The sequence below is a fragment of the Streptomyces sp. G5(2025) genome (genome assembly GCF_049542075.1).
Taxonomy (GTDB): Bacteria; Actinomycetota; Actinomycetes; order Streptomycetales; family Streptomycetaceae; genus Streptomyces.
In genome coordinates this window covers 826911-850480 of sequence record NZ_JBMUZT010000006.1, presented here as the reverse complement: position 1 = coordinate 850480, position 23570 = coordinate 826911, and the positions used below count along the sequence as shown (strand labels likewise).

General features: G+C 73.7%; 17 protein-coding genes and 1 pseudogene. 6 read left to right on the top strand and 12 right to left on the bottom strand.

Features of this window, described 5'->3' with window-relative positions; all coding sequences use genetic code 11:
* Window positions 1–13: 13 nt before the first annotated feature.
* Window positions 14–271 (top strand): annotated as a pseudogene (locus ACOBQB_RS14595) (DUF488 domain-containing protein); the annotation flags it as partial.
* Window positions 272–419: 148 nt separating this feature from the next.
* On the opposite strand, the gene ACOBQB_RS14590 reads toward ACOBQB_RS14595, so the two are convergent.
* The 7 genes from ACOBQB_RS14590 to ACOBQB_RS14560 all read right to left on the bottom strand — a co-directional run bounded on the left by ACOBQB_RS14590 (window position 420) and on the right by ACOBQB_RS14560 (window position 9712).
* Complete coding sequence (locus ACOBQB_RS14590) at window positions 420–1823, bottom strand: UbiD family decarboxylase (protein WP_423592055.1); 1404 nt, start codon at window positions 1821–1823, stop codon at window positions 420–422.
* Complete coding sequence (locus tag ACOBQB_RS14585; RefSeq protein ID WP_423592053.1) at window positions 1810–2553, bottom strand: hypothetical protein; 744 nt, start codon at window positions 2551–2553, stop codon at window positions 1810–1812. The genes ACOBQB_RS14590 and ACOBQB_RS14585 overlap by 14 nt, the downstream gene beginning before the upstream one ends.
* Before the next feature lie 132 nt (window positions 2554–2685).
* The gene (locus ACOBQB_RS14580) at window positions 2686–3615 is read right to left on the bottom strand and encodes an amidohydrolase family protein (protein ID WP_423592051.1); all 930 of its coding nucleotides are present in this window, start codon (window positions 3613–3615) and stop codon (window positions 2686–2688) included.
* 76 nt (window positions 3616–3691) lie between these two features.
* Window positions 3692–5923, bottom strand: a complete 2232-nt coding sequence (locus ACOBQB_RS14575) for a molybdopterin cofactor-binding domain-containing protein (RefSeq protein ID WP_423592050.1) — start codon at window positions 5921–5923, stop codon at window positions 3692–3694.
* A 45-nt stretch (window positions 5924–5968) separates the two neighbouring features.
* Entirely contained in the window at window positions 5969–6688 is a 720-nt protein-coding gene (locus ACOBQB_RS14570; RefSeq protein ID WP_423592049.1) for a GntR family transcriptional regulator, read from the bottom strand.
* 32 nt (window positions 6689–6720) lie between these two features.
* The gene (locus tag ACOBQB_RS14565; RefSeq protein ID WP_423592047.1) at window positions 6721–8205 is read right to left on the bottom strand and encodes a nucleobase:cation symporter-2 family protein; all 1485 of its coding nucleotides are present in this window, start codon (window positions 8203–8205) and stop codon (window positions 6721–6723) included.
* A gap of 67 nt (window positions 8206–8272) precedes the next feature.
* The gene (locus ACOBQB_RS14560; protein ID WP_423592045.1) at window positions 8273–9712 is read right to left on the bottom strand and encodes an amidohydrolase family protein; all 1440 of its coding nucleotides are present in this window, start codon (window positions 9710–9712) and stop codon (window positions 8273–8275) included.
* Window positions 9713–9917: 205 nt separating this feature from the next.
* Between ACOBQB_RS14560 and ACOBQB_RS14555 the strand changes: the two genes are divergently transcribed.
* Both ACOBQB_RS14555 and ACOBQB_RS14550 read left to right on the top strand, forming a co-directional pair.
* Window positions 9918–10949 (top strand): alpha/beta fold hydrolase, encoded by a 1032-nt coding sequence (locus ACOBQB_RS14555; RefSeq protein WP_423592043.1) that lies wholly within the window; start codon window positions 9918–9920, stop codon window positions 10947–10949.
* The gene (locus tag ACOBQB_RS14550; protein ID WP_423592042.1) at window positions 10946–12382 is read left to right on the top strand and encodes a diacylglycerol kinase family protein; all 1437 of its coding nucleotides are present in this window, start codon (window positions 10946–10948) and stop codon (window positions 12380–12382) included. The genes ACOBQB_RS14555 and ACOBQB_RS14550 overlap by 4 nt, the downstream gene beginning before the upstream one ends.
* Before the next feature lie 25 nt (window positions 12383–12407).
* Here the strand turns inward: ACOBQB_RS14550 and ACOBQB_RS14545 are convergent, their stop codons facing one another.
* Entirely contained in the window at window positions 12408–13205 is a 798-nt protein-coding gene (locus tag ACOBQB_RS14545; protein WP_423592041.1) for a helix-turn-helix domain-containing protein, read from the bottom strand.
* A 253-nt stretch (window positions 13206–13458) separates the two neighbouring features.
* Between ACOBQB_RS14545 and ACOBQB_RS14540 the strand changes: the two genes are divergently transcribed.
* Window positions 13459–15183 (top strand): dihydroxyacetone kinase family protein, encoded by a 1725-nt coding sequence (locus ACOBQB_RS14540; RefSeq protein ID WP_423592040.1) that lies wholly within the window; start codon window positions 13459–13461, stop codon window positions 15181–15183.
* Here ACOBQB_RS14540 and ACOBQB_RS14535 read toward each other — a convergent pair.
* Genes ACOBQB_RS14535 through ACOBQB_RS14525 form a run of 3 tightly spaced genes read right to left on the bottom strand, consistent with a single transcriptional unit; the run spans window position 15170 to window position 17935 of the window.
* Complete coding sequence (locus ACOBQB_RS14535; RefSeq protein WP_423598478.1) at window positions 15170–15865, bottom strand: formylglycine-generating enzyme family protein; 696 nt, start codon at window positions 15863–15865, stop codon at window positions 15170–15172. The two genes, ACOBQB_RS14540 and ACOBQB_RS14535, sit on opposite strands and share 14 nt — an antisense overlap.
* A 55-nt stretch (window positions 15866–15920) precedes the next feature.
* Complete coding sequence (locus ACOBQB_RS14530; protein ID WP_423592038.1) at window positions 15921–17510, bottom strand: ABC transporter substrate-binding protein; 1590 nt, start codon at window positions 17508–17510, stop codon at window positions 15921–15923.
* Window positions 17456–17935: a hypothetical protein gene (locus tag ACOBQB_RS14525; protein ID WP_423592037.1), complete on the bottom strand. Its 480-nt coding sequence runs from the start codon at window positions 17933–17935 to the stop codon at window positions 17456–17458. The genes ACOBQB_RS14530 and ACOBQB_RS14525 overlap by 55 nt, the downstream gene beginning before the upstream one ends.
* Before the next feature lie 119 nt (window positions 17936–18054).
* On the opposite strand from ACOBQB_RS14525, the gene ACOBQB_RS14520 reads away from it, so the two are divergent.
* Entirely contained in the window at window positions 18055–18789 is a 735-nt protein-coding gene (locus tag ACOBQB_RS14520; protein WP_423592036.1) for a hypothetical protein, read from the top strand.
* 898 nt (window positions 18790–19687) lie between these two features.
* On the opposite strand, the gene ACOBQB_RS14515 is transcribed toward ACOBQB_RS14520, so the two are convergent.
* A complete protein-coding gene (locus tag ACOBQB_RS14515; protein WP_423592035.1) occupies window positions 19688–22891 on the bottom strand; it encodes an NACHT domain-containing protein in 3204 nt (1067 codons plus the stop codon).
* Window positions 22892–23152: 261 nt separating this feature from the next.
* Here ACOBQB_RS14515 and ACOBQB_RS14510 point away from each other — a divergent pair, with 261 nt between their 5' ends.
* The gene (locus tag ACOBQB_RS14510; RefSeq protein WP_423592034.1) at window positions 23153–23548 is read left to right on the top strand and encodes an STAS domain-containing protein; all 396 of its coding nucleotides are present in this window, start codon (window positions 23153–23155) and stop codon (window positions 23546–23548) included.
* The last annotated feature ends 22 nt before the right edge of the window (window positions 23549–23570 follow it).

Genomic DNA, 23570 nt, shown 5'->3' with positions numbered 1-23570 from the left:
CCACAGGGCCCGGGCCGCGCTCGACGCCTGGGACAAGGAAGTGGCCCCCTCGGACGAACCGCGCCGCTGGTACGGCCACGACCTCGCGCGCTGCGAGGAGTCCACAAAGCGCCCCCGCCAGGAACTCACGACCGCCGACAGCCAGACGCCACAGCACCGCCTCCACGACCTCGCCCGCGCCGGCCGCCTGACCCCGCTCACGGCGGCCAAGGACCTGCCGCACAGCCGTGTGACGGTGCTGGCGGACGTGCTGACGGCACGGTCGGCGTAGTGCCGGAGGACCGCGCCGCCGACGGTGATCCGCACCTCGGTGTTCCGTAGAGAAGCGAAGCCGCCGAGCGGAGCGCTACGGGCGGGAGTCCGCCTGACCCGGCTCACCGCGTGGGCCGCGGCGATGGTGCTCATCATGTCGGGGGCGGTCAGCCGTGCGGTGGCAGGCCGTCGAGGAGTTGGCGTGCGGCCGTCAGCCGCTCGGGGGGCAGGTGGATGCGTGTGCCGTGGAAGTCCGGGCCCCTCGTCGCGTCCAGGGCCATGCGGGACGTCGTGCCGTCCGTGGTCGACGACGGGTCCAGGGGGCTGCCGGGCAGGCCGTCGACGACGAACACGTCGCGGTGCGGCTGGAGATGCGTCGCCATGGCCCACAGGACGTCCGCGTCGCGGGTGGCGTCCACGTCCTCGTCGACCGCGACGACCGTCTTCAGGTACGGGTCCCAGCCGAGCAGCGCCAGCATGATCTGCCGCGCCTGGCCGGGGCGGGAGGGGCGCAGCGCGACGTACGCGTGGAAGTGCGTTCCCGAAGTGGGGTAGTGCAGCGCGGTGACCTCCGGGAAGCGGCGCGTCAGTTGTTCGGCCATCTCCGCCTCCCGGGGCAGCCGCGCCAGGTTGAGGTGCTCCGTGCTGTTGCCGCCGACCACGTCCAGCAGGAGGGCGTCGTGGCGGCGCAGGACCGTCTCCACGGTGAGGACGTTGTGGGTGGAGCGGTCCGAGGAGTAGCCGGAGAACTCCCCGAAGGGGCCTTCCGGCGCCCGCCGCCCCGGATCGATGAACCCCTCCAGGACGAATTCGGCTCCCGCGGGCACCCGGATGCCGTGGCGAGGCGTCTCCACGACGTCGAGCGGTGCCCCGAACAGGCCCCCGGCGATGGTGCGTTCGTCGACGTCGGGGCCGACCCGCGCGGACGCGGCGAGCAGAAACAGCGGGTGGGCGCCGATCACCATCGCCACCGGCAGGACGTCGCCCCGCTCCTCGGCCAGCCGCAGGAGCTGCCAGAGATGGCCGCGCGAATGCAGGCTCGTGGCCAGCTCGTTGCGGGAGTGGACCATCGAGCGGTGGTAGCTGAGGTTCCCCGCACGGCCGGGCACGCCCGGCGGCGCCTCCGCCGTGACGACGCCGCTCGTGATGTACGGGGCCCGGTCCGAGGCGAAGTGACGGATCAGGGGGAGGGCGGTGAGGTCCACCGTGCCGCCCTCCTCCACCACCTCCAGGACGGGCCCGTCGGCGACCACCCGCGGCTCGCGGCGCCGCGCCGCCGCGGCCTGGTAGGCGCGGTGCAGCCCCGCGCGGTCGGTGCCGAGCAGCCGGGCGAGCCGGTCCCGCGACGCGAAGACGTTCGTGACCAGCGTCGTGCCGAGGCCCTTGACGCGCGGGCACACCAGCAGGTCGTCCCGGCCTCGCGCGGCCAGCTCCAGGACCAGCGCTGCCACGTCCTCGCCCGCGATCTCCTCCGTCACGGTCAGCACGTCATCGGCCCGGCCGGGGCCGTGGGCGCGCAGGAACGCCCGCAAATCCTGCGTGCCCGTGGTCTCGTGCTCAGTGCGTGTCACAGCACACCCCGGCAGGCGTGTCGGAGGTGAACAGCCGTCCCCACCCGGGGGAGTCGACGTGCAGGCCGAGCAGCTCCAGGCCCGTGTGCACCGCCACCCGCGCGCCGTCGAACACCGGCTTGCCGAGCTCCCGTTCCACGAGCGCGGCCACCGGCGCCACCGGCAGCTCCGTGCCCGCCACCACCAGGCACCGCGCCTCGTCGGTGTCCGCGTCGAGCAGCAGCCGCCGCAGCCGCGCCACGGGCAGTTCCGCCGCCTCCCGGGGCGTCGCGAGGCCGAGCGCGGTCACCGAGGCGACCCGCAGCCCCGCGGCGACGTACGTGTCGGCGACGCGCCCGGCGGTCTCCCGTGAACCCGCGGTGACCAGGGCCAGGGAGGGCAGGCGGTGGCGGGCGAGCAGGTCGAGCTGGCCGAGGGTGACCGTGGAGGACGGTACGCCCGCCGTGGCCTCGATCGAGCGGGCGATGGCGCGGGCGTGCGCCAGGCCGTGCAGCCCGCACGAGCCGCCGTTCCACACCACGGCGTCGGCGCCCGCCTGCGCCAACTGCTCGGCACCGCGCGTCAGTTCCGCCGCCTGGGCGCGGGCGATCGCCGGTCCGCACAAGTGTTCCGGCAGCGCGGCGCGGGCGGTGGGATGCGCGGTCTCCACCGCGACCGGTGCGCAGATCCGCACCGCCCAGCGGTCCGCGCCGAGCGAGGTGGAGGGAAGGAGGTGGCCGATGCGTCGCATGGAGGAGCTCCGTTTCTCGTCGCCGGGGCGTGGGCGTGGGCGTAAGCGCGGTCGTGGTCGTGGGCAGAGCGCGGGACGGGCCGCCCCCGGGGCGCGCCGAGGTGCGGCCCGCAAAGAACGGACAGCAGGGACCTACGACCCTGCCGCGGTGTCCAGCGAGGCGTACGTGTCCTTCAGCCGCAGCTGCGCCTCCGCCTGGTCACGCGGCGGGGGAGTGGGCTTCAGACCCAGCAGCCTGGCCATGTTGTTGCCGAGATAGCCCTCCAGGTCCTCCTCGGACAGGTGCATGCCCTGCGGCGGCGGACCGCACAGCACCTCCAGCTCCCGCGCCCACATGCCCGGTTCGTTCGGCGGCGAGTCCGTGCCGAACACCAGTTGGTGGCGCTCCATCTGCTGGGCGAACTCCACGATCCGTGACTGGAGCAGCCAGCCCGACTCCCCGTACACGTTGGGCGAGTCGAGGATCATGTACAGCGCCTCGAAGCAGTACACCCCGCCCGTCTGCACGCCGAAGTGCGCCAGGATGAAGTTGACGTCCTTGAACTCCCGGATGATCGGGTAGAACTGCGTCGGGATCGAGTAGGGCCCGTCCCCGGTGTGGATGAGGACGACGAGCCCCAGCTCGTCGCAGACCCGCAGCACGGGCCGCAGCCAGTCCAGGGCCCGGTCGGGACGGTAGGCGTGCATGTTGGCATGCAGCTTGACCATCTTGTAGCCGTACTCCTTGACGTGGAACTCCAGCTCCTTCGCGCCGTTCTCGGGCCCGAAGCGCGGGTTGTACATGAAGTTCCCGATGAACCGGTCCGGATACCGCTGGACCAGTTCGGTGATGTACGCCATGTAGTCGCGGATGCCCTCGCGGCCGGTCCGCATCCCGTCCTGCCAGACGCTGTTGCCGGGCGGCGGCATGATGCAGCCGTAGTCGATCCGACGCGGCTTGCCGTTGATCATGTACGGGCCGTCCATCATCTCGATGGTGCGCTCACCCGTGAAGGGGGATCCGTCGTGCCGCCACGCCTGGTCCACGATGTTCGTGGGGTGCATGTGAGTATCGATGATCAAGGTGCTTGTTCCTTCCCAGCTGGTACCGACCGTGTCCGCGTGGTGGACCGTTGGGGGACCCAGGGCAGGGCCCGCCTCACCCCCTCTCCGGGTCGAGGAAGTCGGTGGGCCGCACCGGCACCCGGGGCAGCGGTAAGCCGGTCGCGTCGCGCAGCGCATTGGCGATGGCCGGCGTCGAGGACAGCGTCGGCGGCTCGCCCACGCCGTTCAGGCCGTACGGCGCGTCGGGGTGCGGCAGTTCGAGCAGGTCGATGGGGACGGCGGGCATGTCCGCGATGGTGGGGATCAGATAGTCGGTGAAGGACGGGTTACGCACCCGTCCGTCCGTCACGCGCAGCTCCTCCATGAGGGCGAGCCCGAGGCCCTGCGCGCTGCCGCCCTCGATCTGGCCCTCCACCGCCAGGGGATTCATCGCCTTGCCGACATCCTGTGCGGTGGCCAGCTCCACCACCTTCACCAGGCCCAGTTCCGTGTCGACGTCGACGACCGCCCGGTGCGCGGCGAAGGCGAAGGCGATGTGCGCGTCGCCCTGCCCGCGCTCGGGGTCCACCGGATATGTACGGCGGTGGGCGAACTCGTACTCCGCCTCCAACGGCCCGTGTCCGGCAAGGAGTTCGGTGAGCGGGCGGTCACCGAGTCCGGCGATCCTCGCCCGCAGCTCCTCGCACGCGCCCCGGACCGCGCCCCCGCTCATCCACGTGATCCGCGACGCGGACGCCGAGCCCGCGTCGCCGACGCGTGTGTCCGCCGGCAGGACCACGACCCGGTCCACGCCCAGCTCCGTACGGGCGATCTGCGCCTGCACGGTGACGATGCCCTGCCCGCACTCGGCCGCCGCCGTGTGGATCTCGGCGACGGGCTCGCCGTTCACCATGCCGAGCCGCACGCGGGCCACCGAGCGGTCGTCGACGCCACCGGAGAAGCCGATCGCCTTGACGCCGATCGCGTACCCCACACCGCGCCGGACGCCTTCGCCGTGCGAGGTGTTGTTGAGGCCGCCGGGGAGACCGAAGGGGCCCTCGGGAGGGGGCGGGAGCGGTCGGGCGCGGAGCCTTTCGAGGAGCTCGGCGGCGGGCGCGGGGCCGTCCACGGCCTGCCCGGTCGGCAGCACGGTCCCGGTCGTCATGGCGTTGCGGACACGCAACTCGACCGGATCCATGCGCAGTTCGCCCGCGAGGCGGTCGAGGTTGGACTCCACGCCGTAGCAGGACTGGACGGCACCGAAGCCGCGCATCGCCCCGCACGGCGGATTGTTGGTGAACACCGACCAGCCGTCGATCTCCACGTGCGGCACGTCGTAGGCGCCCGCCGCGAAGTACGAGCCGTTCGCGATGACGACCTGCGAGGTGGAGGTGTAGGCGCCGCCGTCGAAGAGCAGCCGCGCCTTCACGAACACGAGTCTCCCCTCCCGCGTCGCCCCGTGCTCGAACCACATCTTCGCCGGATGGCGGTGCACATGGCCGAAGAAGGACTCCTCGCGGTGGTAGCTCATCTTCACAGGACGGCCGGTGTGCAGCGCCAGCAGCGCCGCGTGGATCTGCACCGACACGTCCTCGCGTCCGCCGAACGCGCCGCCCACCCCGGAGAGCGTCAACCGCACCTTCTCCGGCGGCAGTCCGAGCGCCGCGCACACCTGTCGCTGGTCGTCGTGCAGCCATTGCGTGGACACGTAGACGTCCACGCCGCCGTCCTCGGCCGGGATCGCGAGCCCTGCCTCCGGGCCGAGGAACGCCTGGTCCTGCATGCCGACCTCGTACGTCCCCGACACGACCACGTCCGCCGCGTCCCGCGCGGCCGCCAGGTCCCCGTGCCGGATGCGGACATGGCGTACGACGTTGCCCGCGCCGCCGTCCACGCGCCGCTCGTGGACCAGTGGACCGGTGCCCGCGAGGGCGTGTTCGGGGTCGGTGAGCGCGGGCAGCTCCTCGTACTCCACGTCGATCAGCCGCAGCGCGCGGCGCGCCGTCTCGGGGTGGTCGGCGGCCACCAGGGCGACGGGCTCGCCCTGGTGGCGCACGCGGTCGGCGGCGAGGACCGGCTGGTCGGCGACCTTCATGCCGTACAGCGGGCGCCCCGGCACGTCCTCGTGGGTGAGCACCGCCGCCACCCCCGGCAGGCGCCTCGCGCGAGTGGCGTCCAGGCGCAGGATGCGGGCGCTGGGGTGCGGGCTGCGCAGCGTCGCACCCCACACCATGCCGTCCCGGCGCAGGTCCGAGGCGTACGCGAAGTCGCCGCGGACCTTCAGCCTGCCGTCGGGGCGCCGGACGCTCTCGCCGACGCCACCTCGCACTCCGGTGGCGGTACTCACGTACAGTCACATCCCTTCTGTGGGGCGGGAATGGGCGGTACGGGGCTACGCGATGGGGCGCACCGCCCGGTGGCCGGCGCCGCCCGGCGCCGCCTCCGCCGTGACCGCCTGGGAGAGCCGGGTCCGCAGCCGCCTGATGTGGTCGCGGGCCGCCTGCTCCGCGGCCTCCGGATCGCCCGCCGTCATCGCCTCGAAGATGCGCCGGTGCTCGTCCACCGCGAGGCGCGGCGCCTCGGGGCTGCGCCACAGCGAGTGCAGGGCCAGGTGTGCCTTGCCCTGGATGGTGTCGAGGGCGGTGGTCAGGTGGTCGTTGCCCGCCGCCTCGCGGATCAGCCGGTGGTAGGCCATGTCCATCTCGATGTGCGCCCGCTCGTCGAACTCCGAGGCCACGACGGTCTCATGGCGTTCGAGCAGGCGCCGCAGCTCGGCGACCGTGCCCGCGTCGAGGCGCTCCGTGGCGAGGCGCGCCGCCAACCCCTCCATCACCTCGCGCACGACGTACAACTGGCGTACGTCCTCGATGTCGACCGTGGCGACGACCGCACCCCGGTGAGCGGCGTGCGTGGCGAGACCGTCGTGGATGAGCCGCTGCACGGCCTCGCGGACGGGGCTGCGGCTGATGCCCATCTGCACGGCGAGCGCCGGTACCGACAGGGCGTCACCGGGGTGCAGCCGCCCCGCGAGCACGGCGCCCTTCAGCTCCTCGTACGCGCGCTCCGCCAGCAGGCTCCCCGCCGCCACCGGATTGACCGCCCTCTGTGTCACCACCCGCTCCATGGACATCCTCAACCCCCTTGTCATGGCGCCTCGTTGACCGGCGTATCGGTACTGGCCGACCGCTCTTCATGTTGCATGTAATGTTCAGACCGGTCAATGGAGCGCGCGGCCTTCTTCTGCCGCCTCGGCGGCCTTGGCGACCTCGGCAGCCTCAGATGGTGGAAGAAGAGGTTGAGCAGCACCGCCGTCAGGGTGCCGAGGATGATGCCGCTCTCGAACAGCGCGTGCAGGTGCCGCCCCGGCATCTGCTCGGCGAACTGCGGGAACGCCGTCGGCAGGAAGCCCACGCCGACACTGGCCGCGACGAGGATGGTGTTGCGTTGGTCGCTCAGGTCCGCCTGGCCGAGGATCTGCACGCCGACGACGGCGATCGTCGAGAACAGCACGATCGTGGCCCCGCCGAGGACGGACGTCGGCATCGAGGCCACCACGGCGCCCACCTTCGGCACCAGACCGAGCACCATCATGATCACGCCGCCCGCCGCGACGATCCAGCGCGACTTCACCCGCGTCAGCTGGATCAGGCCGATGTTCTGCGAATACACCGTGCTGGGGAAGGAGTTGAGGGCTCCCGCCGCGGCCGTCGCGAGCCCGTCCGCCCGCAGGGCGCGGATGACGTGCCGGCCCGACACCTCCCGGCCCACGATCCGCCCGACCGCGAAGAACTGCCCGATGGACTCCACCGCGATGATGACCATCACGAGGAAGAGGGAGAGCACGGCCACGGCGTCGAACCGCGGCATGCCGTAGTGCAGCGGAGCCGCCACGCCCAGCCAGGCGGAGTCCCCGATCCGGGAGAAGTCCGTACGCCCCGTGAGCGCGGCGACGCCGGTGCCGATCGCGAGGCCGGCGAGGACCGCGACGGTGGCGAGGAACCCCCGGGAGAGCTTGTTCAGGAGCAGGATGGCGACCAGCGTGACGGCGGCCAGGCCCAGGTGCGCGGGCGAGCCGAAGGAGGCCGCCGCCGGGTCGCCGCCGCCCACCTGACGCGCGGCCACCGCGAGCAGGGTGATGCCCACGATCGTCACGATGGTCCCGGTGACCAGCGGCGGGAAGTACCGCACCAGCCTGCTGAAGACGGGCGCGATGACGAACAGCGCGAGCCCCGCGGCGATCACCGCCCCGAACACCGTCGGCAGCCCCGCCTGCGCGCCGCCCGCCGCGAGACCCACGGAGACGAGCGAGGGCACCGCGGTCGTCGACGTCCCCTGGACGACCGGCAGCCGGATTCCGACGCCCGGCAGCCCCACGGACTGGAGCAGGGTCGCGATGCCGCACGTCAGGAGCGAGGCGTTGACCAGCCGACCGATGTCGTCGCCGGACAGCCCGATGCCCTCGGCCACCAGTAGCGGCATGACCACGGCCCCGGCGTAGAAGGCGAGGACGTGCTGGAGCCCGTACACGGCGAGCCGCCACGCGGACGGCACCGCCTCGACCGGATCCCTGTCCCCGGCTGGGTGGTCGTCCCCGTGGTCGTCTCTGTCATGCGCTTTCCGGTGGGGCATGTGCGTTCTCCCTCCGCCCGACGGGCGTGACTTGTGGCGCACGTGCGAGGCCGCGGACGGGCAGGGTTCAGCACCGCCAGGGGATGCGCAGCGCGCCGAAGGAGGCCCGCTGCACCAGGTGGTCGGCGCGCTCCTGGACCTCCGTGAGCAGCGCCTCCTCGTCGACGAGAGGACAGCGCCCGTCCTCGAAGACGACTCTTCCGTCGACGATCGTCATGTCGACGTCCGAGCCGCGCGCCGCGTAGACGAGCGTCGTGACGGCGCGGTGCAGCGGACGCAGATGCGGCCGGTCGAGCCCCACGACGACGAGATCGGCGGGCGCGCCGACCGCCAGGGTGCCCGCGCCCGCGGCGGCGTACCGGCCGCCCTCGCGGGTGGCCAGCTCCAGGGCGTCCTCGGCGCGCGGCACGGCCGGGTCGAGGGTGTGCTGCCGCTGCCCGAAGAGGGTCTGCTTCATCACCTCGAACATGTCCTGGCGGTGCCCGGCGCTCGGCCCGTCCGTGCCGAGCGACACCACCGCCCCGGTCTCCCGCAGCGCCCGCAGCCGCATGACGCCGGAGGCGAGATAGGCGTTGGAGGCCGGGTTGTGCGCGACCCCGGCGCGGCGCCCGCCGAGCCAGGCGATCTCGTCGTCGTCCAGCCACACGGCATGGGCGAGCGTCGCCCGCTCGTCGAGCAGCCCCGCCCGCTCCAGCCACTCGACGGGACGCACTCCGTACGCGTCCAGATAGCTCGCCGGGTCCTTCGCGCCCTCGCAGCAGTGCGTGTGCCAGCGGGTGCCGAACTCCTCGGCCAGCGCCACCGCGCCGGTGACCAGCTTCTGGTCGACGTAACTGAGGTTCAGCGGCGCGGGCCACACGCCCACCCGGCCGCCGGCCGGACGCTCCGTCAGACAGGCGCGGGTCAGCTCCAGTTCCTCGGCGGTGGAGTAGCGGAACAGCTCCTCGGGCAGGCCGCGGGCCGCCGCCACGGCCGTACGGTCGCCGAGCATGCCGCGCGCGATGACGCCCCGCAGCCCGGCCGCCTCGACGGCGTCGGCCACGGTGAGGACCGTCGAGACGTCCGTGGGAGCGTAGTGGTTGTCGACGACGGTGGTGATGCCCGAGCGCAGCGCCTCCACCGCGCCGAGCGTCGCCGCGATCCGGGCGTCGTCCGGGCCCACGGCGATCGAGTACGGCCACATGAACTCGCACAGCCACGGCCAGATCGGCAGGCCCTCGCCGAGGCCGCGGGCGAGGGCCTGGAACAGGTGCGTGTGCCCGTCGGTGAAGCCCGGCAGCACGGCCCGGTCCCGGCAGTCCACGGTCCTGGCCGCCCGCCAGGCCGCGTCGACCTCCGCCGCCGGTCCCACGGCGGCGACCCGGCCCCCGACGACGGCGACGGACCCCGGTTCGTACACCGCGCGGCGGTCGTCGACGGTGACGACGTGGCCGTGCGACAGCAGGAGATCGCACGCTCGCGGTCGTCGGTCACCGGGCCGTGCTCGCTGGTCACTGGTCGGTGTCACGGGGCCCCCGGTTGGTCGACGGCATGCTCCATATTGCATGTAACGTATTCCGGCCATCGGGCATGTCAACCCCCGGCGCAAGCAACCGACTTGATGTACCGTCGCCCGGTTTGCCGAAGCGGCAACGGAGATCGCGTATGTCCTGCCGGGCGCCCCATACTCCTGAGCGAAGCCACGCGGCAGCAGACGCCCCAGGAGGACCCGTATGCCCCAGCCCTCGTCACCCGCCACGGACCGCACGCACCGTCTGGTCCCCTCGCCCGCCGGCCGGATCCACCTGGTGGAGCAGGGGGCCGGGCCGCTCGTCCTGTTGGTGCACGGCTTCCCCGAGTCCTGGTACTCCTGGCGCCACCAGCTGCCGGCCCTGGCCGCCGCCGGATACCGGGCGGTCGCCGTGGACGTGCGCGGGTACGGCCGCTCCAGCAGACCGGACGACGTGGCCGCCTACCGCATGCTCGAACTCGTCGAGGACAGCGCGTCCGTCGTGCGGGCGCTCGGCGAGGAGACCGCGGTGATCGTCGGCCACGACTGGGGCGCCGCCATCGCCGCGCACTCCGCCCTCGTCCGGCCGGACGTCTTCACCGCGGCCGCCCTCCTCGCCGTGCCCTACACACCGCCGGGCGGCCCGCGTCCCAGCGAGGTGTTCGCGGCGATGGGCGCCCCGGAGGAGGGCGGCGAGGAGTTCTACGTCTCGTACTTCCAGCGGCCCGGCCGCGCCGAGGCCGAGATCGAGCCCGACGTCCGCGGCTGGCTCGCGGGCTTCTACGCCGCCTTCTCCGCCGACACGATGCCGGGACCGGACGCGCCCGACCCGCACTTTGTCGGCCGCGACGGCACGTTGCGGGACCGCTTCCCCGTCGGCCACCTGCCCGGCTGGCTCGACGAGGCGGCTCTCGACGTCTACGCGGGAGAGTTCGAGCGGACCGGACTGACCGGCGCCCTCAACCGCTACCGGAACATGGACCGCGACTGGGCCGACCTCGCACCCTTCAACGGCGCGCCCCTGACCCCGCCCACCTTGTTCATCGGCGGCGCCCTGGACGCCTCCACCACCTGGCTGGCCGACGCGATCGCGGCGTTCCCCGAGACCCTGCCCGGCCTGAGCGCCTCCCACCTCCTCGACGGCTGCGGCCACTGGGTCCAGCAGGAACGCCCCGCCGAGGTCAACGAGCTGCTGATCTCCTGGCTCGCCGTGCTGGCCTCGCGGACCGCAACCGGGGTATACGGGAGGGCATGAAGGATCTTTTGCGGCACAGCGCCCGGCGACTGCTCGGCGCCGACCACCGACTGCTGTTCTGCGGCATCGCCGCCGGGATGTGGGGGCTCGGCGGTGTGCGGGGACGGCGCGCGGCGGTGCGCGGCGTCACCTCCCTGGCACTGGCCTCGGCCACCGTCAACGCCCTCGGCCGGCACGCCGTCGGCGAGTCACGCCCGGCCCAGGAGGCGGCGCCGTTGCTGCGCCGTCTGCCCCGCAAGCCCCTCACCGGCCCCTACCCGTCCGCTCACGCCACCTCCGCCGCCGCCTTCGCGACCGGCGCCGCGCTGGAGTCGGCGGGCTGGGGCGCGGCTCTCGCCCCGGTCGCGGCCTCGGTGGCGTACTCCCGCGTCCGCGGCGGCCGCGCCCCGAGGGACGTCCTGGTCGGCGCGGCCCTCGGCGTGGGCGCCGCCTACGCGGTGCGCGGGATGGTGCCCACGCGGGCCCAACTGCCGCCGCCCGCGCGCCCGCGCGTCGACGCGCCCGCCCTGCCGGAGGGCGAGGGCCTCGTCGTGGTGGTCAACCCCTCCTCCGGCGCGCAGCCCCAACTCGCGGACCCCGTGCGGCAGCTGAGGGCCGCCCTGCCGCGCGCCGAGGTGGTGCTGTACGAGGAGGAGGCGGGCGCCCTGCCCAAGGTCCTGGAGGAGGCGGCGAGGGACGCCGCCCGGCGCGGCGGTGTCCTCGGGGTGTGCGGGGGAGACGGCACGATCAACGCCGCCGTGGCGCCCGCCCTGCGGTTCAAGGTGCCGCTGATGGTGCTGCCGGGCGGGACGTTCAACCACTTCGCCGCCGACCTGGGCGTCGACACGGTCGCGGACGCCTGCGCGGCCGTGGCCGACGGCAGCGCGGTGCGCGTCGACGTCGGCCGCGTCAAGCCGCTGGCCGGGATCGGCCCGGCGGGCAGGACCCCCGCCGAACCCTCCTACTTCCTCAACACCTTCAGCCTCGGCAGCTACCCCGACCTCGTCCGCAGCAGGGAACACTGGTCCCCGAAGATCGGCGGCCCGCCCGCCACCCTGCTCGGCGTCCTCCAGATCCTGCGCACGGGCCGCCCGCTGCGGGCGGTGGTGAACGGCCGCCGCCGCTCGATATGGCTGCTCTTCGCGGGCAACGGCGCCTACCGCAGCGTCGGCATCGCCCCGGTGCGCCGGCACGACCTCGCCGACGGCCTGCTTGACGTCCGCATCGCCCACGGCGGCTACTTCGCGCGCAGCAGGCTGCTCGCCGCGGCGCTGGCGGGCCAGCTGACCAGGACCCGCGTCTACGCGGCGGCCCGCCCCCAGCGGCTGGTCATCTCCGCGCTGCCCGAGGGGACGCAGATGGCGTACGACGGTGAGGTGGCGGACGCCCCGGCCGCGCTCCTGATCGACAAGCTCCCCGAGGCGCTCACCGTCTACCGCCCGACGGGCGGCTGACCCGGATCTCTCAAGCCGGAGCCCGTCAGGGAAAGGTGACGGCCGTGTCCACAGGCGTGAGGACGAGCCAGCGCAGAGCGGTGTCGTCGTAACGTCCGTAGGTCCGCACGTGGACGTCGATGGGGCCGGGCGCGACCAGCGGGAAGTACATCGGGCGAGCCCGCGCGTCGTCGGGCTCCGGGACGTCGGCGGTGGCGTCCCACAGCGCGGCGACGCCCGGCTCGCGGCGTACCGTGCGCACCACCTCGTCGAGGCGGTCGTCGTCCGGCCGGCGCTGCCAGGCCAGCCGCAGCCGGGCCAGCAGCGGTGCGGCCCACCGCGTGTCCCAGTCGCGCAGCTGGTAGCGGGCCTCCGGTGAGAACGCCCAGGTCATGACGTTCGCCCCCGGGTGGACCAGCCAGGGGCAGTGGCGCGCGGCCACGGCGTTGGCCGCGACCACGTCCCAGGCCTGGTCGCAGATCCAGCTCACCCGGCGCTGTTGGTGCAGCAGGTCGAGCATCGCCTCGTCGGGCCGCGCGTCGTGCGCGACGCGGGGAGGCGGGCGGTAGCCGGCGCCCCGGTACAGGGCGTCCGTCTGCGCGGGGGAGAGGCCGAGGATCCGGGCCACCCCGGCGATCATGTCCGGCGCGTAGCCGCGGTCCTCGCCCCGCTCCAGCGCGCGGTACCAGCGCTCGGAGACGCCGAGCAGCAGGGCCATGTCGAGCTGCGTGAGGTAGCTGCGGTGGCCGCGGAACGGGACGGGGCCGGGCAGCCGGCGCGGATCGCGCGCCATCCGCCAGGCGCGCAGCATCCGGCCGAAGTCCTCGCGTCGTGCGTCCGGCAAGGGTAAAGACCTCGCAAAGATGGGTAGGGCGGGTGCCAGGCACCGCGTGGCCCGCGCTCTCGCGCACCCGCGCCGGTGCAGGTTGACAGCGTCGCACAGCGGTCCGTGGACCGGCACTGTGGAGTACCGGTATCGAAGCGTGCCGTTCTTCATGGCGGACGGAGGTCCATGGTGAGCGCCGCGACCACGGGCCGCACCCCTGCGGCACCGCACACCCGCCGCAGACCCCGCACACGTACGGAGAAACTCACCGATGAGCTACTTCCTGCCGGATTCCCACCCCGTGCTGACCGCCGCCCGCGGTCTGGCCCTCGCCCACGCCGGGATGATCGAGGTGAACACCTCGCCCCTCTACCTGCGGGCGCGCGACCCGCACCCGGGCCGCACGGTCGCGCTGGTCTCGGGCGGCGGCTCCGGGCACGAGCCCCTGCACACCGGGCTCCTGGGGCGCGGAGGGCTGGACGCCGTCTGCCCGGGCGAGATCTTCGCCTCCCCGCACAACCGGCAGATCTACGAGGCGAGTGCTGCCGCGGCGAAGAGCGGTGGTGTCCTGCTGATCATCAAGAACTACACCGGTGACGTGATCAACTTCCAGATCGCGGCGGAGCGGCTGCGGCACGACGGCATCCCGGTCGCCACGGTCCTGGTCGACGACGACCTGGCCACCGACAGCGCGGACAGCGCCACCGGCCGCCGGGGCACGGCCGCCACCGTGGTCGTCGAGAAGCTGCTGGGCGCCGCCGCCGACCGGGGCGCCACGCTGGAGGAGCTCGCCGAGCTGGGGCGGCGGATCGTCGCCGCGTCCCGCAGCATCGCGGTCGCCGCCCGCGCCCAGACCTCCCCCACCACCGTCGGCCCGGCCTTCACCCTGGAGGCGGGGACCCTGGACTACGGCGTCGGCATCCACGGCGAGCGCGGCATCCGTACCATCGCCCGTCCCGCCGTCGGCGACCTCGTCCGGCGCATGACCGACGACCTCCTCGACGCCCTGCCCGAGGGGCCGGGTGACGTGCTCGCCCTTGTCAACGGCCTCGGCGCCACCACGGAGCTGGAGCTGCACGCCATCGGCGTCCTGCTCAGGGACGAGCTCACCGCCCGCGGTCTGCGGCCGGTGTTCACCGTCCCCGGCACCTTCACCGCCGCCCTGGACATGGCCGGTTTCTCCCTCACCGTGACGCGGCTCGACGAAGGGTGGGCCGAACTGTGGACCGCCCCGACCCGGACCCCGCTCATTCTGCCGCGCCCCACACTCACCCCGGAGGAGTCGGCCGAGCCCGCCGGGGAGCCTGCCGGCTCCCCGGCGGACATCGCGGCCCATCGGCCCCCGAGCGGCGACCGCGCCCTCCTCGACCGCTACGCGCTGACGGTCTCCCAGGTGCGCGACAACCTGACCGAGCTGGACCAGCTCGTCGGCGACGGCGACTTCGGCGACAACCTCGCGGGCGGCGTCCGGCGCGCGGTGAAGCTGGCCGACGAGCGCGGCCTGGACGGTACGGCGGCCCTCGCCGAGGCCTTCCTCGACGACGTCGGCGGCACCAGCGGCCCGCTCTTCGGCCTCCTCTTCCAGCACCTGGCGTCCGCGGCGCCGAAGGACGGCGGGGCACCGTCGGCCGCCGCCCTGGCACAGGCCGCCGAGGCGGGCTTCGCCGCCATCCACCGGGTGGGCGGCGCGAACCCGGGGGACTGCACCCTGGTCGACGCCCTCGCGCCCGCCGCCGAGTCGCTGGCCGCCTCCGCGCGGGAGGAAGCCGCCGAGGCACCGCTGACGGAGGCGGCCCAGGCGGCCATCCGCGGAGCCCTGGCCACCGCGGAGCTGCGGCCCCGGCGCGGCCGCGCCAGTTACGTCGGGGACCACGCCCTCGGCGTCCCGGACCCCGGTGCCCTCGCCGTCGCCCTCCTCTTCATGGCCCTGGCGGACATCCACGAGCCCACCACGGCCCCACGCCTGCCGGCGCCGGGCTACATCACGGTGCCCTGACGGGGTCGGTGGGGGGCCGCGACGCGGAACGTGCGACGCGGAACCCCACGTCGTCCACGCGGAAGCTCGGGTGGCTGCGGCGCCGCGCGGAGGCCCGGCAGCTCCAGTGCTCGTCGAACCAGCCGCCGCCGCGCAGCACGCGGTAACTGCCGTAGACCTCGGCGTCGTACACGTCCCAGCACCAGTCCCAGACGTTGCCGAGCATGTCGTACAAACCCCACGGGTTGGCCTGTCTGCTCCCCACGTCGTGGACGCGCTCCCCGGAATTCCCGCGGTACCAGGCGATGTCGTCGAGCGGGCCGTAGTGCGATCCGGTCGTGCCCGCGCGGCAGGCGTACTCCCACTCCGCCTCCGTCGGCAGGCGGTAGCCGTCGGCGGAGGCGTCCCACGTCACGCTCTCGTCGCCGTCACCACCACGGCCGGCACCCGCGATGTCGTAGGCGGGTGCGAGACCGGCTCGCTCGGACAGGGCGTTGCAGAACCGGACCGCGTCCCACCAGGAGACACCCTCGACGGGCAGCCGGTCCCCGCGCGCGGTGCTCGGCCGCAGGCCGGTGACGCGCTCGTACAGCTCCTGGGTGACCGGGCGCGCCCCGAGCCGGTACGGCGCGAGATCGACCGTCCATCTGCGCTGCGTGCGGCGGTCCGAGAGGGTCACCTCGCCCGGCCGGACGGCGATCATGTCGTGCTCTTCGTGCGTGTTCACGGGGCGGGCCTCTGCGGGGTCGTACGGGTGGTCAGTCGGGGCAGGTTTTGTCGTCCCCGCCCCTGAACGTGCGGTAGAGGGGCAGAGGTTCCCCTGTCCCCCGCCCGCTCCTGGCGGCCGGGTACTCGACGATCGGGACCGGCTTGCAGACCGCCCACTGGTCGTTCGCCCCCGGGCCCTCGAACCCGTACGAACCCGCGGCGCCCCGCAGGCAGTTGCTGCAACCGCTCGCCGAGATGCTCGGCATGATCAGGGTGTTGTAGACGTCGTTCTTCGAGGGGATCAGCGGGCCACCCTTCCCCCGAGGCCTGTCCCCGCCGTCGTTGACCTCGCTGTACGTGCGGTCGACGGCGTCGGCGAGCAGGGTGAACGCGTCGTGGTACATCACCGCGTACCCGTCGTTCAACGGGTCGGCCCCCAGCCCGTGCCGTGCGGCCAGCTTGTCGAAACGGTCCAGGAAGCGGCCGAGCGCGCGCGGCGGATCGTTCTTCCCCTTCCACCAGGCCGGGTCGACGGACGACGCGTCGATGATCGTGGCCCGCGCCTCCTTCAGCCAGCGGGTCGTCTCCTCCGTGGTGAGGGTCGGTTCGAGTCCGATGCCCACCTTGAGCAGGCGCAGCCGCGAGCCGCGGCCGCAGTCGCCCTCCTGCGCGAGCCGTTTGACGAACGCCGGCAGGTCCTGGTCCCGCCCGGCGAAGAAGACGGTGTCGGACCGCGCGGTGCAGATTTTCTGCACGGCGTCCGTGAACCGCCGGGGAATGCCCTTGTCCCGGCCGGAGGAGCCGGTGAAGTTGGAGTTGTGCCCCTTGAAGTCGTACCGCTCGTCGAAGTGTTGCTCGAAGACCCGGCGGAGGTTGCGCGAGTAGACGTCCTCGCTGCGGTTGTCCCAGACCAGGAACCCGCGGCCCTGTTGCGGCCGTTCGGCGAGGTACTGCTTCAGGGCGCGGGCGAACTGGTCGTTGTTCGGTGCCGTCTTGAAGAAGTGCTCGGCGTTCATGTCGGCCGCCGTGATGACGGGCCCGACGGTGGGGATGCCGTGCTCGCTCAGGGCGGCGACCGCCCGCCGTGTGTCGGTGGTGCTGCTGGGGATCCCGGTCACGCCGACCAGAGGGGCGCGCTCGTCCTCGGCCAGCTCCGCGAGCCGGGTCACGACGGGACGCCACTGGTCGAGGTTGCGGCCGTCGGGCGCCAGCAGCAGCTGGTAGTGGGGGCCGCTGCCGCTGTTGGCCTCCAGCTGCGCGGTCAGCGCCCCGGCCAGGCCGCGGCGGATCATGTCGACCGTCATCGCGCTGGACTCGTCCGAGGTGTACGGCATCATCAGCGCGATCCGCACATACGGGATCCTGGCGCTGTTCTCGGCGGGGGACTCGGCGTCCCGCCGTACCTTCGCGTTCTCCTCCGCCACCGCTTCGATGAGGCCTGCCAGGCGCGGATCGGCGTCGAAGGCGTACTCGGTGACGCCGACGCAGTCCCCGTCGATCTCCCGCAGGTCGTCGCCGCACCTGCCGGGCCCGCGGGCGCCGAGGGTGAGAAGCGCGGCGACCACCGCGGCCACCAGGACCAGGGTCAGGGCCGCGGCCCACTCGATCGGTCCCCACTCGCGGGGGTGGCGACGGAACATGCTTCCTCACTGTCCTGGTACGGGGAGGGGCGCTTGTCCCGGGCCGCGGCGGGCCATCTGCGGGCCGCCTGGCCGAGCGCGACGCGCCAGGAAGGATGACGCAGGGAGAGATAGGCGAGCTCCTGCTCGATGGCCGTGCACGTGTCGGCGTCCGGCTCCGTGTGCGGTTCGGAGAGGTACCACAGGGCGTGCAGCAGCCGGTTGACGCACCGCTCGGTGTCGTCGAGGTGGATGTAGCGGCCGTCGTGCGCCCCGAGCGCGATCCCCAGCCGGTCGTCCCGCCAGTCCCGCTCGGGCGGGGTGGGAGCGGTGGCGGCGTAGCGCAGGCAGCGCAGCCAGTGCCCCGCGCCCCGCTCGTCCCGCTCGGACTGGAACTCCTCGGCCAGCGACGCCACCACCGTCTCCACGCCCCCGGCGGCGAGCATGTGCCGCAGGGCGTCCGCCTCGCCCTCGTCGCCGCGCTGGGCGTGGTGGTTCTGCAGGAAGCGGTGGATCTCCTGCCAGCCCCGGCTGTCGTCGGGCCCGGGGAGAGCCGGCGGGCTTCGTGCACCAGGAGCCTCTGGAGCAGCGGATCGGTCACCAGCGGGCTCTCGGGCGGCGTGAGGTGCTGCCAGTGCTGCTGTTCCAGGTAGTCGGTGACCGCGTTCGCCGGCAGCTGCTCGGGGCCCTCAAGGCGCAGCCGGGTCGCCAGCGCCTCGGCCGCCGTGCTGTCCCTGGCCAGGGAGAGGAGGGTCAGCCGGTCCCGCTGGCGGCGGTCCGGCAGCAGCCGCTCCAACAGCGCCTCGCCGACGGGACGGCCGTCCGGCGCGGACAGTTCGAGGAGGTCCCGGGGGGCCACGGCGCGGCCCGCCCGGGTCGCGGCGCGCACCGCCGAGCAGAGCATGGCGGTGGCCGCGGGGTGGCCGCCGGTCAGCGTGTGCAGGGCGGAGGCGAGGTAGGGGTGGAGCGGGGCGCCGGCCGAGCCGGCCTCAAGGAGCGGCAGGACGTCGTCGCGGCTCAGCGGTGTCAGGGGCACGGTGAGCAGGCCCGCGGAGGGGGCGGTGCCGCGGCGCTCCCAACCGGAGGCCCGCACCAGGTCGGGCAGTTCGCGGCGGACGGGGCCGGGGTCGCTGCCGGGTGGCTCACCGAGCCGGGTGGCCACGACGACCAGTTCCTCGCGCTCGGGGGCCTCGGGCGTCGCCCGGTGCTCCAGGAGCAGGTCGACAAAGCACCGCCCGGCCGGCAGGTGTACGTCGTCCAGGAGCACCAGCGGCCATGGTTCGCGATTCCAGCGCTGTAGTCGGCCGTACGCCCCGGCGACATCGTGGCGGAACGCCGCCACGAGGGTCCGCTCGACCGCACGCCGGTAGTCCCCGCCCTGGTGGTACCAGTCGCCGAGCAGGGCCAAGGAGTCGGTGTCCCGGGCGAGTTGCGGATAGCGAGCGCGGTACCAGTCCCGCTCGGCCCCCGAGCGGTACCGGTGCGTGTACTCGGCGTGCAGGGCGCGGGAGACGCTCGCCGCTGCGCCACCAGGGGCGCCGGGCGCACGCGAGGCCCCCGGTCCCACGCGGGCCTCGACCGCCGCCGCCCATGCCCGGCGTACGTCCTGCTCGGGCTCGTCGGCCATACGGCAGGCGATCAGCAGCCGGGCGAGGCGCAGGCAGGCCGCGTCCCGCTCGGCGCCGTCGCCCGGGTCCCAGCTGGACACCGCGAACAGGCCGGGCAGCAGGACAGGGAAGGGGCGCCGGTATGACGGAGCCAACTGGCGTGCCAGTTCGGCGAGGAGGCCGACCAGGCCGGTGGCGACATGACCGCCGGTGTCGCCGCCCCCTGGATGTGACGCCAGGGAGAAGGCGCCGGCACCTTCGGGCGCCACCCGGATGTGGGCCAGGGGGAGCCGCCCTCGGTAGTGGGCCGCGAGCTCCCGCAACACCGCGCTGCGCCCCATGCCATGACGTCCCGTCAGCAGCACCACGGGCAGGTCGTGCTGGAACTCCCGCGCCGTCCGCGCGCGCTCGTCGTACTTCAGGCCGGTCAGCCGTGGGACGAGCGCGCGCAGGAGCGGGTCCCTGCCGTACAGCGGCACGTCTTCCGCTCTGTCCATCCGACTGGCCCCGCCTCCGTAGTGCCGCTCCTTTTCAACTGTGCTTGGAAACACAGAACTTACCCGTAGCACATGCCCGATGTCAGTCCGTTGATCAGGGCTGTGGATGGACGGAGAGCTCGACGCCGGACGAGAGCGCCTCCGCTCCGCTCACGTCACCCGGGTAGTCGAGGCGGACCCGGCGCAGCCGGGGCAGCGCGGCGAGTGAGCCGAGGTCGACCTCGGCCGCCTCCGTGAGGTGGACCTCCTCAAGACCGGGCAGCCGCAGGGAGATCCGGCGCAACGGCACCGCGGCACCCGCCCCCGCCTGTACGTTCAGCCGGGTGATCTGCGGCAGTCGCGTACGCGGCGCGAACAGCAGCAGGCTCAGCTGCGCCGACGTCAGCGTGAGCGTACGCAGCTCGGGAAGGTCGCCGAGGAGCGCTCCCCAGGAGTCGGGCGTCAGCCGCTCGCTCGCCTCCTGGAGCCGCAGCTCCACGAGGCTCGTGCAGCCCGCGATGTCGGAGAGGCGGGTGGCCGTCGGCGGCAGCGACAGGACCCGGAGCCGCTCGGGGCACGGCAGGTCGGCAAGGCCCCGCCAGGGCACGGCGGCGCCGATCAGGAGCGTGTCGAGCCGCGCACAGCCGGCCAGCTCGCGCAGCGGTTCGAAGCGGGGCAGGTCCCGCAGCGCGAGCCGCCGCAGAGCGGGCAGCCGGGTCAGCGGCCCGGGGCCCTCGACGTTGCGGCAGCCGCGCAGCCCGAGCGACTCCAGGGCGGTGAAGCCGGACAGCACGTCGAGCGAGCCGAGGGAGAGGAGGTCGCGCAGCTGGAGTTCCCGCACCTGACCGGCGTCCAGCGCGCAGAGGATGTCGTCCGGCGTGAAGTCACCCCGCAGGCTGACGCGCCGGTACCCGGACATGGTGCGCAGCATGTCCAGCTCCGCGTGCGAGCGGACGGTGACGGTCTCGTCGGGCGCGATCGCCAGGAGCGGCCGCACGATCTCCTCGGCGTACACCTCGGGGTCGAACCGGTCCCAGTGGTCCAGCAGTTGAGATCGTACGGCCGCCTGGCCCGTGTGCAGGAACTCCCTCAGGCGGGGGATGGCGGCGTCCCCGCCGATCTGGCAGATCGCGTGGACGGTGGCCAGCTCCTCGTCGCCCGTCAGCTCCGCCGCGCCCGGCAGCAGGCCGAGCAGCAGCGGCCCCGTCTGCGCCAGGGACCTGGCCTCGCGCAGACCGCGCGGCGGCACCATGCGGGCCGCCTGGCCCTCGATGGCCTCGCGCACCGCGGGCGCCACACTGGTGGCCTGCTCCAGGGACGCCAGCGCGAGCAGCCGCAGCCGCGCCTGGACGGCCGGGTCACGCTCCCGCTCACCCCTCTCGCGCAGCCGGGTGAGCAGCTCGCCGCGCTCGTGATGACGGGCCTGGGCGACGACCATCTGCACCACGTCCTCCCACTGCTCCAGGTGGGCGTTGTTCACCAGCATGCCCATGTCCCGCTCCTCCAGGACCGCTTGGGCGCCCAGGAAGTCCTGGAAGGTGCGGTGGATGAAGTCGACGGCGCCGTGGGCGGGTTCGCGCAGCAACCCGGAGCGCTCCAGGAGCAGCTGGAGGACGTCCTCCGCCTCGCCGATCTCCGCGAGCCGCTCCACCGAGGGCATCAGGCGGCGTACGACATCGACGGCGTCCGCCCGGTCCAGCTGGGTGCGTTCGTTGCGGATCAGCCAGTACGCGAGACGGCGCAGCGGCTCGGTGGCCGACTTCTGGTCCAGCTGCGGTGTGCCGCCGACGCCGCCGTACACCTCACGCTCCACGTCGCGCCGTTCCAGGAGCATGGCGAGCGCGGCTTCGTACAACGAGGCGCGGCCGCGCGGCAGGAAGCCGCGGCGCTCCCGGTGCAGGGCGCAGATGAGCCCGCACATCAGGGGGTTGGTCGCGAGGCGGCTCAGCTCGGGCCTGCTGCGCAGCGCGAGGGTCAGCGATTCACCGAGGCGTGCGGGCGCTCCCGCCGCCGCGTGCCAGCGTTCGATGAACCGCCGCATGTCGGCGGGGCGCATCGCGCTGAGCGTGAACTCGTGGAAGCCCTCATGCCGCAGCCAGCCCGGTTCGAGGGCGGAGGGGCGCGAGGTGAGCAGCCACAGGTTGCCGGGGAAGACCGCGAGGAGCCTCTTGAGCCACGCCTTGACCCGGACGCGCTCACCCCTCGGGATCTCGTCCGCGCCGTCGATCAGCATCACCGCGCGGCCGTGTCGGAGCACGCGCGCGGCCCAGCCGTCCGGCTCGGTGCCGACCAGGGGGCAGTCGATCCAGCGCAGGAAGTCCTGGGGCATCGGCAGGTCGGCGCCCTTGCGGGCCAGCGCGCGCAGCGGCAGGACGAACGGCACGCGCCCCAGCAGCTGCGACAGGGCGCCCGGCACCCGGTCCTGGCGCGCCGTGGTCAGGGCGAGCCACTGCACGAGCGTCGTCTTGCCGGTCCCGGCCACGCCGCGCAGCAGGACCCGGTCGTGGGTGGCGAGGGCGGTCTCCACCGGCGCCGCCGCACGCTCGGCCGGCTCGCCGTCCGCCATCGGCGCCGCGTCCACCGGCTCGCGCTGGGGGGTGGCCTCCAGGCTCAAGTAGGCCGCCTCCAAAGGCCATTCCTGGCCGGCGGGCTCACGCAGGTCGACGCCGTGGATGGTGAGCCTGCCGTGGTACTGGACGACGTAGCGGGCGTACTCCTCCTCGAACCGGGCGTCCTGCGCGGAGACGTCGGGAAGCCGCTCCAGGATCCGCTCAAGCCGCTCGCTCTGCTCGCGGATCTCGCGGCTCTGCTCGACCTGCGTGCGCGCCGCGAACCCCGGCTGCTCGCTGAAGAACCGCACCACATGGACGCAGGCCGTCTCCAGGAGCCGGTCGTGGAAGCGCGCGGCGTCGTCGCTGAGGAGCCTGCGGGTCTCGGGCCCCGCCCGCCTCGACAGCTCGGCGGCCAGCTCCTCGGGCCCCAGCGCGAACGCCTGGACGTCGTCCATGTCGAGGTCGCCGAGCGCGTGCAGGGTGCGGGTCAGCGCCAGCGCCACGGCGTCCTTCTCGTCGGCGCCGACCGGCGGGTCGTAGGGACCGGCGGCCCGCACCGCCCGGCGCACCAGCTCGCGGGCGATCCGGTGCAGATCGTCCTCGCTGAGCGTGCGGTGCTCGCGGGAGAAGGCCATGAGGCGCCTGACCGGGATCGGCCGCTCCTGGTACGACGCTCCCGGCGCTTTCGCCGCGGGCAGCAGCAACCGCTTGAGCAGCGGCGCGAGCACCGCCGACGCGACCCGCAGTCCTACCGTGCCCCCGTCCACGCACCCTCCCTCGGCCGCTCCGCCCCGCGGTCCGAGCCCGCCCGCGCGGTGGTGACCCGACCAGCGTAGCCGCGGACCGGTCCAGGCCCGGCGACTACCGGGCGTCTACTGAGCGGCCGCCGCGCGGACCGAGGACCGGTCCGCCGAGAAAACACCTCCCGCTCCGCTGCCCCGCAAGATGCGGGGCACACTCCTCCATAAGAGTGCCGATCACCGGGCGTCGCGGGCGTAGGGTGGCGCCGCGAAGAGACGGAGGCGCCGATGGCCACGCAGATCCATCGTCTGACGATCACGGAGCTGGCGAGCTGCGACGACTGCGTGGTGCTGCGTGTCACCGGCGAACTCGACCAGAGCGGCGAGGCGCTCTTCCTCGGCACGCTCGGTGCCTGCGTGGACGCGGGGCACCGGCATCTGGTCCTGGACACCACCGCCCTGTCGTTCTGCGACTCGCGGGGGCTCAACTGCCTGCTGGCCATGCGGTGGCTGCTGGACCGCCGCGACGGCAAGCTCCTCCTGGCCGGGGCGGGCCGTCGGCTGACGGAGCTGCTCGCGCAGACCGGCAGCTCCGAACTGCTCCCCAGCCACCGCACGGTCGGCCACGCCCTGGCGGAACTGCCGCGGGCGCAGCGCCCGGTCTGGCCGCCCGTCCACGACTGAACCAACCGCCGGGGCGCCGCGC